Raw genomic sequence first — 13,759 nt, 5'->3', positions numbered from 1 at the left:
GGGGGCCGGATTCGATACGGGGGCGCCTAGCTCGACGACCGCAAGGTCGGCATCCGCAGTATATTTAAGGCACAAAAAAACCAGCTCACTGGCTGGCTTAATTGTTGGTTGCGGGGGCCGGATTCGATACGGGGGCGCCTAGCTCGACGACCGCAAGGTCGGCATCCACAGTATATTTGAGGCACAAAAAAACCAGCTCGCTGGCTGGCTTAATTGTTGGTTGCGGGGGCCGGATTCGAACCGACGACCTTCGGGTTATGAGCCCGACGAGCTACCAGGCTGCTCCACCCCGCGACAAACTCTGACAAATACGCAACTCATGAGCAGTAAGGTTTGAGTTGCTGTAACCAACAATCTGAAAATGTCCTGATGACAATATTAAGTCTGTTGGTTGCGGGGGCCGGATTCGAACCGACGACCTTCGGGTTATGAGCCCGACGAGCTACCAGGCTGCTCCACCCCGCGACAGAGGCTGCGCATATTACGCCCGGTGCCATCACGTGTCAACACCGATGACACAAATGGTGCCAGAGACAGGAAAATTATGACAAATCGGTGATTTTTTGTTCAATGGCTATTGGTGCAATCGCGGGTTGGTGATAACTTACACTTTCAAAGTCGGGTCAGATGCGCCACTTCAGGTAGGTTGCATCGGCACCGACAAAAATAAGAAAAATAAAAAGACATTCTGAACCCTATGAGCACTAGTCCAGCCAATACTATGACGACGGCGGCGTTGCAGCCTCTGTTGCGCCTACTGGAGAGCAAAGGCATCTCCAGCAGAGAATTGCTGGGTTCCCTGGGTCTGGACGCACCATCAGTCACCAGTGCAACACAGCGTATTTCGATCAACCATTTTGATCAGTTACTCGAGCAGGCATCCCGCCTCCTCGACGATCCAGCGATTGGACTGTCCGCGGGCCAACGCCTGGAAATGCCGAGCTTTTACCTGCTGGGGTTCCTGATCAGTAGCTGCCAGACCGGCAGAGAAGCTTTAGCGGTATTACGCCGTTATTACGCCCTTATCAGTGATAGCCGGGCACCCGACTTCTTTATCGGCCAGGACTCCATCAAAATCGTGTTCTACGTCACCGAGGGTACGCCTTTTGGTAGCCAGACGCGCTCTGAATTTATCGCATCGGGCATCCATACGGCTGGCCAGGCGATCGGTGGAAGCTACTATCAGATACAGGGTCTCGGATTCCGGCACCCACCGCCTCAGCATAAAGATCGTCTGCAGCGGTTCTTTGATGTGCCTGTGCAATACAATCAGGCGGAGAACTGGGTAAGCTTTTCCAGTAAGCATCTCGACAGCCCGCTCGCGTATGCGAATCCACAGCTGTTTTCAATGCTACGGAGTGAGGCTGAGCAAGCACTTGCGAGGTTCAGTAACCTCAAGACTTTCAGCCAGAGAGTGATGCACATTCTGTATCAGTGGCCTGAAACTGTGCCGATGACAAAAGATGCCGTGGCTGAACTACTGAGCACCAGTAGCCGTACTCTGACCCGCCGTTTACAGGAAGAAGGCTGTCAGTTCTCGACCCTGGTTCGCGAGGTTCGCCTCGAAAAAGCGAAAGTGGCATTAAAGTCCGCACGCACGGATGTACAGCAGCTGGCACTGGACCTGGGCTTTTCTGACCGTCGAGGTTTTGAACGAGCGTTCAAACAGTGGACTGGAGTTACCCCTGCCGCCTATCGCCGTCAACAATTAGCGGGCACTGCTCAGGTGCTTGAAGAAGAGAATGCCGACTGATTACCAGTCATCAACGGACAGCGCCGCTCGCACGGCGCTGATCTTTTCTGCCTGCTCAAGATTGGCAAGATCCTCAAACAGTGCTCTGACTTCGGCCGATGATGCATCGGCCGCGAGTTGCTGATACGCCGAAATCAGATAATCGTCCACTTTTAACGCCAGCTGAACCAGTTCAGTGACGCTGATATCCATGTGTAGCTCTCTTGCATCCATCACTATGTCGGCGACGTCCGCCGCTTCAAACTGGTGCCATTCGCTGAGTATTGCTGCTTTGTTTCCGTCGCGGTAACGTTCAAGTGCGGTTGCCAGGCGCTGCTCGTGATCAGCAAGCAACTTAAGCATCATATCCACGCACTCACGCTGGGTGTCGTCACGCAACCGCTCGTACAAAGCAGAAGCGTGTCGATGCAGCCCTTCGCTGAACTCAAGAATGTCACCTACGGTCCGATAGCTCATCAGCAGCCCCTTATCTGATCGAAATATCTCCGGTCAGTATCCACGCCCCGTCCTTCAGTGCGCGTGACCAAATTGTTGTTCAATCTTTTTAATATAGGGCTGAATCAGTGCTTTGTCGCCTGCGGGTACATTTTCAACTTCGCTGATCATCGACAACGTGCCTTCAAGCATGTTACGCATCATGTTTTTCTGCGCGGCAGGCAGCGGGCTGGCATCGACCTGACTCAGCTGCTTTTCAATTGCTGCGCGGCTTGGAATCTTCCCTTCCATGGTGGTTGCCAGGTACGCCAGCGTAATCTCACCTGAGTCATCCGCCCAGGCTTCTGAGGAATCATAGCCCTGCTTCTTTACGACAGACTCAAAGTCATCCGCAATACCGGCCTTCTCCAGCTCAGTCAGGGCGTTGTCGAACATATCTGACATTCCGCCTTTACCGGGCTTCATAAGATCCTGTTTGTTGACCTTATCCTGATTCTCTTCAATCCAGTGTTGCACGGGTTCAAGGCTTGCCACCCAGCGCTCTACCTGACTTTTAGTAAGTTCAGCATACGCCGGCACAGTGAGTGTTAACGCCGCCAGAAGAGTAAAAAATCGCATTCTTTTTATCCTTAGTATCAATTAAGTATTACCTGGTGGTTCCGACAATAAATGCCAATCTGAACCTCTTCATCGAAATCACCAATCATAGGTAACGTCGATGTTACGATTGAGTCCAGGCACTGAAGATCGACAAAATCCGGCGCTACTTTTTCCGACTCTGCCAGCAACCATTCCGGGACAGATAAAGTCAGCGCGCGAAGATCGTCGCTGCTCGAAATATCGTACAGAACATCCGCCGCCAGCACGACATCGACTTCAGGCCAGTCCTCTCCGTTTGAGACCACGTGCACATCAATTCCGTTCAATGCGGCATTCACCCGGGTCGCCATCAAGGCATTAGGGTCCAGATCGGCAACCCAGACTTCACTGGCTCCGGCCATGCCCGCGGCTATTCCGGCGATGCCGGAGCCGCAACCAAAGTCGAGAACGCGCTTCCCTTCAACAAGATGGTGATTGTTGGCGATGTAGCTGGCCAGTGCTCGCCCACCTGCCCATGCGAAGGCCCAGAAGGGCAAACGCTGCCAGAAACGGCCAATCGCCTGAGTATCAAGACTGAGATGATCATCAACCTCTAACAGCCACAGCGCCAGCAGTTCGTTATCCAGCCAACGCCGGGACAAACGTGCGCCCGGCAAGGCCAGAGACGCAGTCAGCTGTTCCAGCTCACGCGCAAAAGGGGTGTTTTCAGAGGGAGGCATATTTGCGTTTTCTCTCAGTGACTTTTTTCAGGTAGTTGCGGGTTTCTGCCTTTGGATGGCGTCTGACAATATGCTGATAAACCTTCGCTGCAGATAGGCGATTAATACGCCGCATCGCTTCTTTGCGGTCCCGGTGAAAACTTTTCAGCAGCTGCCCGGCACCGCCGTTATAAGCTGCGATCATACAGTACTCGCGCGCTACCGGATCCTCAATACCACGCAGATAGTTATCCCGCAGAATGGAGAGATAGGCCGTACCGAAATCAATATTGTTGTTGGTATCCATCAGAAAGGAGCGCCCCGGCACCGTGTCGCGACGATAGATTTTCTGCATAACATCCCGGCCGGCGGTACGGGGCATAACCTGCATCAAACCAAACGCGCCAGCATGTGAAACCGCGAATGGGTTAAAACTGCTTTCTGTTTCGATCACTGCGTAGATCAGTGCGGGAGAGATCTGGTATCTCTGCGCAGCGAATCGAACCTGCTCGGCAACACCGCGTGCTGCGACCACCTCATGCTGGCGCACCATGGAGATCTGAACCCGATAACCGCGCCCTGTCTTATTCACTTTCTGGCGAATCAGATAATCGGCAAACCGTTGTGCCCGCCATTGTGTACCGACTTCTTTGCCTTCCTGATCTAAGACCTGACCTAAAAGAAAAGGAGTGCCAGTGAGACCAAAATCAGCTGCGGTATAGAGGTCTACAAGCCGAGGGTCGGCAGGGGTAAGAAGGATACTCACAATTGCCTGGCGCAACTGCTGCAGCGGTTCGTCCCCGCCCCGGGTTTCTACACGTACCTGACCACCGGCAAAATCGACCTCGACCTGAGTGTGGTAGTCATCCAGATAACGGACGAGCGTGTGTGTGCCCGACTGGCGTGCATCCTCACCCCAGATTTCAGCCTGATCCGGTGACAGAAAATCCAGCAGAACCGTCTGCAGGTCCGCTGGCATTTCATCAAAATCAGAAGGAAGCTCATTGGCCAGAACAGGCGCTGCAACCACCAGCACACTGCAAAAAATACAGGCGAAAAAACGCACGTCACACTGCCACTAATCAAAACATCAGCAAGCAGTGTAACCGCTTTCAGGCGAAAGCGATAAACGGATAATTCAGCGGCAGGAACTCAGCTCAAAATATACTGAGGGCTCATTCCCAGCCCCCAGAGGATGACAGTGATCGCCATACCTCCAACCAACATACACATGCCTGCTGTCATAACCATGAAAGAGAACATAGCGCCCTTACTTTCAGGGATGTCCATAAACACAGGAACACCGGTAAACAGCAGATGGAGGCTATACATTGCGGCAATACCGACAACGATGGCGTCGAACCAGAACACAGGAAAGAATCCAGCTGCACCGGCAAGAAACATCGGCGTTGCGGTATAGACCGTCAGTAGCAGGCATCGCTCGTAGCTGGTGGTTGTGCCAAAGGCATGCTCGAGAGAGTGGATAATAAATGACATCAAAGCCAGCCCCAGCAAGAGGCTGATATAGAATGCCACTGCAATCGCTGCAGCACTGCCGATACTGAGGAATACCAGATCCTGCCCTGCAAAGCTCCAGCCCATCTGGGTTGTTCCTGTGAACAGAGCAAAAGGCGGGATCATCGCCAGCAGTAGCGCGTGTTTAACGTAGACCTGAGTAATGGTTTCTTCGGGTTCACGGCTGATTTCGCGCCACTCGCGGCGCGCATCGTACAACAGACCGAACATGTGATTGGAGAACATAACAACCCTCCCTGACGGGTTCGCGGCGTTGGTTAAGGCCTCTTTACTGAAGTCTGGTCCGGGGACTAATCCGGGCGTATTTCAGAGACCGGGCGAACCAAGCTACGCCTCTGAAACATGCCCAGCAAGGGATCTTTTCAGCCCCTTTCATTCGGTCGGATTGTCAGTCCTTAAGACTATTAAAAGCTGAGTTTTCAGACGAATTTACCGCAAGCAAAGGAAAAATCCGGTACAGATTCTGCTGCTGAATCTGGGCAATTTCAGACAAGGAGTCCATGTTGCGCAACCTCGCTAAGATGGCACCGTAAAGCGGAATCATCGCCGGAACATTGACCCGACCACCCAGGAATGCGGGAAGCATATCTGGCGAATCGGTCTCGAGTAGCAGAGCCTCAGAGGGCAAGGCCGTAAGCGTGCGTCTCAGGCGCTGCGCACGAGGGTGTGTCATGGCCCCTCCCACTCCGAGAGCGAAGCCCAGCTCATGCCAGCGGCGCCCTTGCTGCTCACTACCAGAAAACGCATGCACCAGGCCGCCATACGAGAAGCTCCGGCGACGCAGAAATGACCAGAGCTCGTCGTGCATTCCCCGGACATGCAATACCAGTGGCAACCGCAAGTGTTCCGCCAGCTCGACTTGCGGCTGCAGCCATTGCCACTGAGTTTCCATAGCTACCTGACCTGACTTGGCCAGATGAACATCCAGCCCTGCCTCACCAACGGCTGCTGACTTCAATTGCTTAAGCGCCTGCTCAAGAAAGGTGAGATCAGAGGAGTGGTGTTCATGACACCAGTATGGGTGCAGACCTGCGAGACAATGCTGATTCCAGCCTTGCGACGGTCTTTTCATCAAAGCTTCTGTCAGAGCGCGACTGACACCGGGAATCATGACACCCGCAACGCCTGCAGCACTCGCCTGCGCCCAGTCGCCTTCCCGACGGCCTTCATACACCTCGAAGTCGAAATGGCAGTGAGCATCAAACCATTGCAGTGAAGCTTCTCCGGCTGATTTCATGCGCTGATATTCACGCCTCTGGAAAACCGACAGAACAGCCCGCTAAGCCGCAATAGCCGTTCGGATTCTTCGCCAGATACTGCTGATGATACGTTTCTGCGAGAAAATAGCGTACGTTCGAGCGCAGCTCAGTGGTGATCTCAGGGTAGCTCGCAGCGCTCAGTGATTGCTGGTACTTGTCACGGCTTGCCTTCGCAATTTCAAGATCATCATCACTGTCCGTGTAAAGTGCTGAGCGGTACTGCGTACCCACGTCATTACCCTGTCTCATGCCTTGAGTAGGATCGTGATTTTCCCAGAAGACTTTAAGAATGGCTTCCAGGGGTATTACCGCAGGATCAAACCAGATTCTTACCAGCTCGGCATGCCCTGTATGGCCAGAGCACACTTCATCATACGTCGGGTTGCGGGTATGACCTCCGCCATAACCAACAGAGGTGACTTCCACCCCCGGCAACTGCCAGAAAAGTCGCTCAGCACCCCAGAAACAGCCCATTCCGACGATAATTTCTTTCAGGCCCGGTGGACAATGCCCGGTAATATTACGACCATTAACAAAATGTTCAGGCTCGACCGGTATAGCTTCTTTCCGCCCCGGCAAAGCCTCCAGTGCTGTTGGTATCTGCATTAACTTCGGACGCCACATCAGCGATAACCTCCTGAAAAACTGGCTGAGTATCATGACCCGGAACTCCGTATCATATTCACTATTCTTCACCGGTACAGGCAGCGGTGGCAACCTGTCGGTGGGCTCATCGGCTGCCGTACTGGAAAAAAACGGCAGCCCACTGCTGTTAATTGACTGCGGCCCCGGCACTCTGAACACCTATGCCGAACACTATAACGGGCAGTTACCATCAGCAATATTTCTGACGCATTGCCACCTCGATCATATTGCTGACCTTGAAATTCTCACGGTACGGGCGCGCCTCAGGAATGCGCCCCTCATTCCACTGTTTGTTCCCGTATCATTGATTACTCTGCTGCATCAGCGGCTGGCCACTTACCCGGGGCAGATGGCCGAAGGAGACCACGACTTCTGGCAGTCATTTCAATTACGTCCGGTCTCCGATGCTTTCCGCTATGGCGAGGAAGACTTCCGTATTTATCCGACACGCCATCACGGCCCCGGTTCCAGCTTTGCACTGCAGTTGCCCGGCGTCTTTTTCTACAGCGGAGATACCCGCCCCGTGCCTGAACTACTTCATCACGTGGTCAGCACCGAAGAAAAGCTGTTCCACGACTGCGGTGTTGACCCCAACCCCTCTCATACCGGGCTCGCTGATCTCGCCCGGGAATACCGCCCGGATATCTGTCAACGCCTGACGCTATACCATTACGCTGATGAATCTGCAGGGGCCGAATTGAGCAAAGCCGGGTATCAGATAGCCCGCCCCGGACAAACGATCAACCTTCGCCCGGAGCGAGCTGGCCATGAGTGATCAGCTCAACAAACTCATTCAGAAAATGCATTCGGAGGCACAGGTCACTGCCCAACAGTTGCCCCAATGCCCGGAGATATCTCTGTGGTTAGTTGAACCCGAATCCATGAGACGAGCCTTTACTCAGGAAGAAATTTTACAGATTCAGGCTTACCCAGCCTATTGGGCTTTCTGCTGGGCCAGTGGTCAGGTTCTCGCCCGGGCCATTCTCGATAACCCAGAATGGGTGCGCAATAAAACCGTCATCGATTTTGGCGCAGGTTCCGGCGTGGTTGCCATTGCCTGCGCCATGGTCGGTGCTGAACGGGTTATCGCCTGCGACATTGACCCGGATGCCCTGGAATCCTGCGCGATCAACGCAAAACTCAATCAGGTGACGATTGAACTGCATGACGATATATTCACGCTGGAAGAAGATGCTGACCTGCTGATCGCTGCCGATGTACTTTATGATCGCGCAAATCTGGCATTTCTTGATGTCTTCAGAGAAAAGGCACCCTCCGTGCTAGTTGCCGATTCCCGGATCAGAAACTTCGACTTTCCACCCTACCGATCTGTTTCGGCCTTCGACTCTTTTACCGTTCCTGATCTGGATGAATTAGACGAATTCCGCCGCGTCACACTCTATCGTGCATAAGTGAAACTCTGAGATCCGGATCAGAAGGCGACGAGTACTCGAAGCCCGGACACAATTCCAGTAAACTTGCCGCTTTTTGAGACCAGAGTCCCTCCGGATGCTTGATAAGAACGCACTTACGCAGCTGAAACAACTGAAGCAGGAAATCCACGATAACACCCCTCGCTATAAAGGCCTGGTGCGTGGAAGCCACGGTCGGTTCGGCTTTGTCGGCACCGATGAAGGGAAGAGCTATTTCCTTTCCCCCGACGAAATGGAAAAAGTCTTACCGGGCGATACCATCGACTTCCGTGTCGAACCGGCTGGCGATGATAAAGAGCAGGCGATCATTGAAAAGCTGCTCGAATCGGAACTTAAAACCTTCTGTGGTCGCTATATTGTCCGCGGCAAAGGTCACTTTATTGACCCGGACCACGACAAACTGAACCGCTGGATCTTTGTTCCCCCACAGGATCGCCTGAACGCTGAAGACGGCGATTTCGTTTCAGCGACACTGACCCGCCATCCCTTCCCTAAGGGAAAAGCCCAGGCACGCATCGATACGATCATAGGGAAAGAGACAACGCCTAATATCGAACGTCTCTTTATGCAGGCTCGCTTTGGTCTCGATAACGAATTCAGTGAAGAAGTAGTGAAGGCCGTCAATGAGATTGATGCCAGCCAGATTGAGACCCAGGCCGCTGAACGCACCGACCTCACTCACCTGCCTTTCGTCACGATCGATTCCGCAGGCACACGCGATATCGATGATGCTCTGTTTGCAGAAGCTCACAGCGATGGCTGGACACTATGGGTGGCGATTGCCGATCCTGATGCATTGATTCAGGCAGGTTCGGCTCTGGAAGACGCAGCAGCGAAACGTGCGACATCAGCATATTTTGCTGACAGCGTCGTACCTATGCTGCCAACTGAGCTGTCTGAAAACTTCAGCTCACTGCAGGCCGGAGAAAAACGTCTGGCGATGGTTGCAGAGCTTCGCCTCGATGCTGACGCGGGTGTAAAAGAAACCAAGCTGCATAGCGCGATCATCGAGAGCAAGGCCAAACTTACCTACTCTCAGGTTGCTCAACTGATCGACAGCGGCTGTGATGACATTCCAGCCGAACTGCACGGTCCCGTACTGCACCTCGCAGATTGCGCCCGCGCACTGAACCAGTGGCGCCAGGCTAATTGTCTGGTGATGGAAGACCGCCCTGACTACAAGCTTGTGCTCAACGAGCAAGGTAAAGTCGATGAGATTGTACGCATCGAGCGCAATGCTGCGCACAAGCTGGTCGAAGAGTGCATGCTGGTCTGTAACCGTAGCGTTGCCGAGTGGCTCCGTAGCCAGAACGCCGGTATGTTTATTCAGCAGAGCGGTATCCGTACCGAGCGTCTCGGCGAAGCCGCTGCTTTGTTAAAAGAACAACTGGGCCTCGAGCAAAAGCCAGACCTCACAACACTCGAAAGCTACGTTAAGTTACTGCAGCAAGCCACCACAGCAGAAACTGACCTGCCTCTGCGTACAATTCTGAGTCGCCAGATGGACCGCAGTGTATTTGGCCGCGAAGGCTCCCCTCACATGGGGCTCGGCTTCAGCTGCTACACCACCTTCACTTCACCGCTGCGCAAGTACAATGACCTGCTGATTCACCGTACTGTCCGTGCACTTCTGAATAACGAAACGCCGCCTGCGTTTACTGATGAACAGCTTAGTAACATCCAGGACCGTCAGAATCGCGCACGTATGGCCTCTAACCTGTCGGAGCAGTGGCTGAAACTTGAATGGTTGAACCGTCAGGAAGAAGGCACACTCTACGATGCGACCATTGTTCATATGAACAGCAGCTCGATTACAGTACGCCTGAATAGCTCTGGCATCGACGGTGTCATCGACCGCCGCAAAACCAAAGGTGGCTGGAAATTCGACAGCAAAACCATTGTTCACAGCAACGACAAAGCGCGCTTTGTTCTTGGCCAGGCAATGAAAGTCGAAGTGCAGGAAATTGATATGAGCAAACGTGCACTGCGTTTACGGATAGCATAAGGCGATAAATACAGCGCCTCTCAATAAAGCGCCAATAAAACAAGGGCACCTTGAATAAGGTGCCCTTTTTTTATTTAACGACGGTGCTCAGTCAATTTTCCAGGTGCGGACAATCTGAATACCGTGCTCGTCAATCCACTGATCAAGCTGACGAGGGTTACGCTTAATCTTTTCGACTTTTTCCTGAGTCGCTGGATTGCGATATGTACCTACAGCCAATTTAGGCTTAGGCAGTGAAGACGCTTTCTTGTCGCCTTTCTTCGCTTCGCGATTCAGCGTCTTCTCGAAGTGACGCTTCAGGTTGTTATAAATAGACGATGGCGATTCGCTTTTTGCCATACCCACCAACCAGGCTTCAATCTGCTCAGAGCGGGAAACATACAGCTCGTCTTCAGTCAGAGCGTTCTGGTTGCACAAACGCTTGATCGCTACATCAAACTCTTTCAGTCCTTCGATCTTTTTTTCCTGATCTTTCTTCAACTGCTCCAGTTCAGCAATCTGCTGTTGGTGCTGACGAATTTTTTTATCAATGTCCTGATCAAATACAGACACGCGGTAACCTCTGATTAAAAGATATTATAGGGGTGCTCTATCGTTTGCAGACATATTGGATATATATGCCCGCTGATATATAGGGTGCGCCATATTACCGAATAAATGGTTTAAGGCAAATATATTAAAATATTCGCGAAGTAGTATTTCTATATTCCGCTCTGTAAAGTCTTGTCTGCTTTGAGGACATCAGGCTCCGGCTTGCTTACACTAATGATAAGAATTATCATTAAGCACCATTTCCCGAGATCAGAATTCATGACCCGTACCACACTGGATCAGGCAAGCGTCGGCGCCAAAGCCACGATCACAGGTTTCTCGGCCGTTGAAACCAACTTTCGGCGAAAACTCCTCGCGCTGGGTGTCATGCCCGGCGCTGAAGTTCAGGTTATGCGCCTGGCGCCACTCGGCGATCCTATTCAGATTCAGTTACGTGGTGCATCTGTCAGCCTGCGAAAACAAGAAGCAGCCATCATTGAGGTAGATCTACTTTGACTCAACGCGCGACCATCGGTGTCATCGGTAACCCGAACTGCGGTAAGACCACTCTTTTTAACGCGCTGACAGGCTCACGTCAGAAAGTGGGTAACTGGCCCGGCGTAACCGTCGACCGAAAAGAAGGTGTACTCACCCTTCGCAACGGCCAGCATACGCTTGTCGACCTGCCCGGCACTTACGCTCTCGACAGTCATGATGAAGAGCTTTCGACGGACGAAAAAATCGCCCGGGAATTTGCTCTGAGCGGCGAAGCTGACCTGATTATCAATATTCTTGATGCCACTAACCTGCACCGCAATCTGTTTCTGACGTCACAATTGCTCGACATGGGCGTGCCTGTGGTTTGCGCAGTCAACATGATCGACGTTGCCGAGCGCGAAGGTATTCACGTCGACTGTCAGGTCCTGTCGCAACGCTTAGGTGTCCCTGTTGTGCCAATCGTTGCCTCAGACAATGTCGGGGTTCCGGAGCTCTGCCGCACCATCGCCCATAAGCTTGAACATCCGACGGTCGCAACTCCGATGGTACGACCGGATAAAGATCTGGATGTCGCCATTGATGAACTTCAGGCGCAATTGCAAGGGCACGTGACGAACCCATTCTGGACTGCTCTTCGAGCGCTTGAGTGTGATGTCTATTCATTACAGCCTCTCGACAGCGAGATCCGCCAAAAAACGGCACAGCTGGCTTCCGAACTCAGAGCTAAGCTCGAAGAAGCTCACGCACAGCCTATCGACGTGCTGATTGCCAACTGCCGTTACAGAAGCATTGAAGTACTTCTCAGAGATGCCCTCACGATCCGTAGCCAGGGTAGATCAATCACTGAAAAAATTGATGCCTGGGTTCTCAACCGCTGGCTTGGCATCCCCTTCTTCTTCTTCATGATGTATCTGATGTTCCTGTTCGCTATTAATTTGGGCGGAGCTTTTATCGACTTTTTTGATATCGCCTTTGCGACTGTGTTCGTTGATGGTACTCACGAAATCATGGACAGCATCGGCGCGCCGCAGTGGTTATCGACCCTGATCGCCGACGGCCTCGGCGGTGGTATCCAGCTAGTAGCTACCTTTATCCCCGTGATTGCCGGGCTCTATCTCTTCCTTTCTGTCATCGAAGACTCCGGTTACATGGCGCGCGCCGCTTTTGTTATGGACCGGCTGATGCGCAGCGTAGGCCTGCCCGGAAAATCCTTTGTTCCTCTGATCGTGGGTTTCGGCTGCAACGTACCGGCGGTGATGGCTGCGCGCACTATGGATACCGAGAAAGACCGCCTGCTGACGATTGCGATGGCACCCTTTATGTCATGTGGTGCCCGCCTGAGCGTTTACGCCCTCTTCGCTGCGGCCTTCTTCAGCGAAAATGGAGCCTTGATGGTCTTCGGCCTCTACATTCTGGGGATTGTGATGGCAATGCTGACCGGCGTTGCACTGAAAAATACCCTCTTTAAACCCGAGCTGACGCCGTTTGTTATGGAACTCCCGGCGTACCATATTCCAACGGTGAAAGGCGTTCTGCTGAAAACCTGGGAGCGTCTGCGCTCATTTACTCTGCGCGCGGGTAAAACGATCGTCACTGTGGTTGTCATCCTCAGCTTCCTGAATTCTTTCGGTACTGACGGTAGCTTCGGTAATGAAGACAGTGACAAATCAATACTGTCCAGCATCGCCCGCACAGTCACACCAGCCTTTACCCCGCTCGGTGTACAGGAAGATAACTGGCCTGCAACCGTCGGTATTATCACAGGCATTTTCGCCAAAGAAGCCGTCGTCGGTACACTGGATGCGCTTTATTCGCCTGCTGAAGCAGAGGCTACAGAATACGACCTTTGGGGCGGTCTGGCGGAAGCGACAATGACCATTCCTGATAATCTTGCCGGCCTTGCTGACGCGCTGCTCGACCCTCTGGGCCTTTCTCTTATCGGCGCAGATCAGGGTGAAGAGCAAGGCGTTCAGGATGCGACCTTCAATACCATGGAAGTGCTGTTTGTTAGCCAGTGGGCCGCCTTTTCATATCTGGTGTTCGTACTGCTGTATACGCCATGCGTAGCCACCCTCGGGGCGATGGCACGTGAATCAGGCATGCGTTGGATGCTGTTTGTGACTGGCTGGAGCACCGGCCTGGCATATACAACGGCCGTCATCGTTTACCAACTGGGACAGCTTGGCAGTACGCCAGCAACTGCGGTAAGCTGGATTGCCGGATGCGTAGCTTTCATTGCCCTCTGCTTGTGGCGGATGCGAGCCTACGGTAAGGCACGGGATGCTCGGATGATCCCGCTTACTCAGGTCGATTAAACAAAAACGCCGGATTATTAATCCGGCGTTTTTGCTTGTAGCCACACATTT

General features: G+C 52.9%; 14 protein-coding genes and 2 tRNA genes. 6 read left to right on the top strand and 10 right to left on the bottom strand.

Features of this window, described 5'->3' with window-relative positions; all coding sequences use genetic code 11:
- Positions 1 to 217: 217 nt before the first annotated feature.
- Positions 218 to 294: transfer RNA gene (locus AC5E51_RS01430), tRNA-Met, on the bottom strand.
- A 94-nt stretch (positions 295 to 388) separates the two neighbouring features.
- A tRNA-Met gene (locus AC5E51_RS01425) sits at positions 389 to 465 on the bottom strand.
- A gap of 232 nt (positions 466 to 697) precedes the next feature.
- Here AC5E51_RS01425 and AC5E51_RS01420 point away from each other — a divergent pair.
- The gene (locus AC5E51_RS01420; RefSeq protein ID WP_297533197.1) at positions 698 to 1,753 is read left to right on the top strand and encodes an AraC family transcriptional regulator; all 1,056 of its coding nucleotides are present in this window, start codon (positions 698 to 700) and stop codon (positions 1,751 to 1,753) included.
- Here the strand turns inward: AC5E51_RS01420 and AC5E51_RS01415 are convergent, their stop codons facing one another.
- From AC5E51_RS01415 to msrA, 7 genes are all read right to left on the bottom strand, one after another.
- Positions 1,754 to 2,209, bottom strand: a complete 456-nt coding sequence (locus AC5E51_RS01415; protein WP_491777987.1) for a hypothetical protein — start codon at positions 2,207 to 2,209, stop codon at positions 1,754 to 1,756.
- 54 nt (positions 2,210 to 2,263) lie between these two features.
- Positions 2,264 to 2,806, bottom strand: a complete 543-nt coding sequence (locus AC5E51_RS01410; RefSeq protein ID WP_068442226.1) for a hypothetical protein — start codon at positions 2,804 to 2,806, stop codon at positions 2,264 to 2,266.
- A gap of 17 nt (positions 2,807 to 2,823) precedes the next feature.
- Positions 2,824 to 3,507 carry a class I SAM-dependent methyltransferase gene (locus AC5E51_RS01405; RefSeq protein ID WP_068442229.1) on the bottom strand — a complete coding sequence of 228 codons (684 nt, stop codon included), beginning with the start codon at positions 3,505 to 3,507 and terminating at the stop codon, positions 2,824 to 2,826.
- A complete protein-coding gene (locus AC5E51_RS01400) occupies positions 3,494 to 4,552 on the bottom strand; it encodes a murein transglycosylase domain-containing protein (protein WP_301388798.1) in 1,059 nt (352 codons plus the stop codon). Before AC5E51_RS01400 ends, AC5E51_RS01405 begins: the two co-directional genes overlap by 14 nt.
- A gap of 86 nt (positions 4,553 to 4,638) precedes the next feature.
- Complete coding sequence (locus AC5E51_RS01395) at positions 4,639 to 5,247, bottom strand: Yip1 family protein (RefSeq protein ID WP_068442231.1); 609 nt, start codon at positions 5,245 to 5,247, stop codon at positions 4,639 to 4,641.
- A 163-nt stretch (positions 5,248 to 5,410) separates the two neighbouring features.
- Positions 5,411 to 6,259, bottom strand: coding sequence for a TatD family hydrolase (locus tag AC5E51_RS01390; protein ID WP_491777986.1), 849 nt, complete (start codon positions 6,257 to 6,259; stop codon positions 5,411 to 5,413).
- A gap of 10 nt (positions 6,260 to 6,269) precedes the next feature.
- The gene (gene msrA, locus AC5E51_RS01385; protein WP_488045583.1) at positions 6,270 to 6,905 is read right to left on the bottom strand and encodes a peptide-methionine (S)-S-oxide reductase MsrA; all 636 of its coding nucleotides are present in this window, start codon (positions 6,903 to 6,905) and stop codon (positions 6,270 to 6,272) included.
- Between the two features lie 34 nt (positions 6,906 to 6,939).
- Between msrA and AC5E51_RS01380 the strand changes: the two genes are divergently transcribed.
- The 3 genes from AC5E51_RS01380 to AC5E51_RS01370 all read left to right on the top strand — a co-directional run bounded on the left by AC5E51_RS01380 (position 6,940) and on the right by AC5E51_RS01370 (position 10,364).
- Positions 6,940 to 7,701 carry an MBL fold metallo-hydrolase gene (locus AC5E51_RS01380; RefSeq protein ID WP_491777985.1) on the top strand — a complete coding sequence of 254 codons (762 nt, stop codon included), beginning with the start codon at positions 6,940 to 6,942 and terminating at the stop codon, positions 7,699 to 7,701.
- On the top strand, positions 7,694 to 8,338 hold the full coding sequence (locus tag AC5E51_RS01375; RefSeq protein ID WP_068442240.1) for a class I SAM-dependent methyltransferase: 645 nt from the start codon (positions 7,694 to 7,696) through the stop codon (positions 8,336 to 8,338). The genes AC5E51_RS01380 and AC5E51_RS01375 overlap by 8 nt, the downstream gene beginning before the upstream one ends.
- 97 nt (positions 8,339 to 8,435) lie before the next feature.
- Positions 8,436 to 10,364 carry a VacB/RNase II family 3'-5' exoribonuclease gene (locus tag AC5E51_RS01370; RefSeq protein WP_297533203.1) on the top strand — a complete coding sequence of 643 codons (1,929 nt, stop codon included), beginning with the start codon at positions 8,436 to 8,438 and terminating at the stop codon, positions 10,362 to 10,364.
- An 87-nt stretch (positions 10,365 to 10,451) separates the two neighbouring features.
- Here the strand turns inward: AC5E51_RS01370 and AC5E51_RS01365 are convergent, their stop codons facing one another.
- The gene (locus AC5E51_RS01365; protein WP_068442244.1) at positions 10,452 to 10,916 is read right to left on the bottom strand and encodes a hypothetical protein; all 465 of its coding nucleotides are present in this window, start codon (positions 10,914 to 10,916) and stop codon (positions 10,452 to 10,454) included.
- Positions 10,917 to 11,174: 258 nt separating this feature from the next.
- Between AC5E51_RS01365 and AC5E51_RS01360 the strand changes: the two genes are divergently transcribed.
- On the top strand, positions 11,175 to 11,411 hold the full coding sequence (locus tag AC5E51_RS01360; protein ID WP_068442247.1) for a FeoA family protein: 237 nt from the start codon (positions 11,175 to 11,177) through the stop codon (positions 11,409 to 11,411).
- The gene (feoB, locus tag AC5E51_RS01355) at positions 11,408 to 13,708 is read left to right on the top strand and encodes a Fe(2+) transporter permease subunit FeoB (RefSeq protein WP_491777984.1); all 2,301 of its coding nucleotides are present in this window, start codon (positions 11,408 to 11,410) and stop codon (positions 13,706 to 13,708) included. Before AC5E51_RS01360 ends, feoB begins: the two co-directional genes overlap by 4 nt.
- Positions 13,709 to 13,759 lie beyond the last annotated feature (51 nt).

The organism is Thalassolituus sp., from assembly GCF_984348125.1.
This window is presented reverse-complemented; position numbering and strand designations above follow the sequence as displayed.

What these genes read in the sequence shown, in the direction of transcription:
- AC5E51_RS01410 (WP_068442226.1), bottom strand. Translation starts at nt 2,806, where the DNA reads ATGCGATTTTTTACTCTTCTGGCGGCGTTAACACTCACTGTGCCGGCG.
- AC5E51_RS01360 (WP_068442247.1), top strand. Translation starts at nt 11,175, where the DNA reads ATGACCCGTACCACACTGGATCAGGCAAGCGTCGGCGCCAAAGCCACG.
- AC5E51_RS01405 (WP_068442229.1), bottom strand. Translation starts at nt 3,507, where the DNA reads ATGCCTCCCTCTGAAAACACCCCTTTTGCGCGTGAGCTGGAACAGCTG.
- AC5E51_RS01380 (WP_491777985.1), top strand. Translation starts at nt 6,940, where the DNA reads ATGACCCGGAACTCCGTATCATATTCACTATTCTTCACCGGTACAGGC.
- AC5E51_RS01370 (WP_297533203.1), top strand. Translation starts at nt 8,436, where the DNA reads ATGCTTGATAAGAACGCACTTACGCAGCTGAAACAACTGAAGCAGGAA.
- AC5E51_RS01415 (WP_491777987.1), bottom strand. Translation starts at nt 2,209, where the DNA reads ATGAGCTATCGGACCGTAGGTGACATTCTTGAGTTCAGCGAAGGGCTG.
- msrA (WP_488045583.1), bottom strand. Translation starts at nt 6,905, where the DNA reads ATGTGGCGTCCGAAGTTAATGCAGATACCAACAGCACTGGAGGCTTTG.
- AC5E51_RS01375 (WP_068442240.1), top strand. Translation starts at nt 7,694, where the DNA reads ATGAGTGATCAGCTCAACAAACTCATTCAGAAAATGCATTCGGAGGCA.
- AC5E51_RS01420 (WP_297533197.1), top strand. Translation starts at nt 698, where the DNA reads ATGAGCACTAGTCCAGCCAATACTATGACGACGGCGGCGTTGCAGCCT.
- AC5E51_RS01395 (WP_068442231.1), bottom strand. Translation starts at nt 5,247, where the DNA reads ATGTTCTCCAATCACATGTTCGGTCTGTTGTACGATGCGCGCCGCGAG.
- AC5E51_RS01390 (WP_491777986.1), bottom strand. Translation starts at nt 6,259, where the DNA reads ATGAAATCAGCCGGAGAAGCTTCACTGCAATGGTTTGATGCTCACTGC.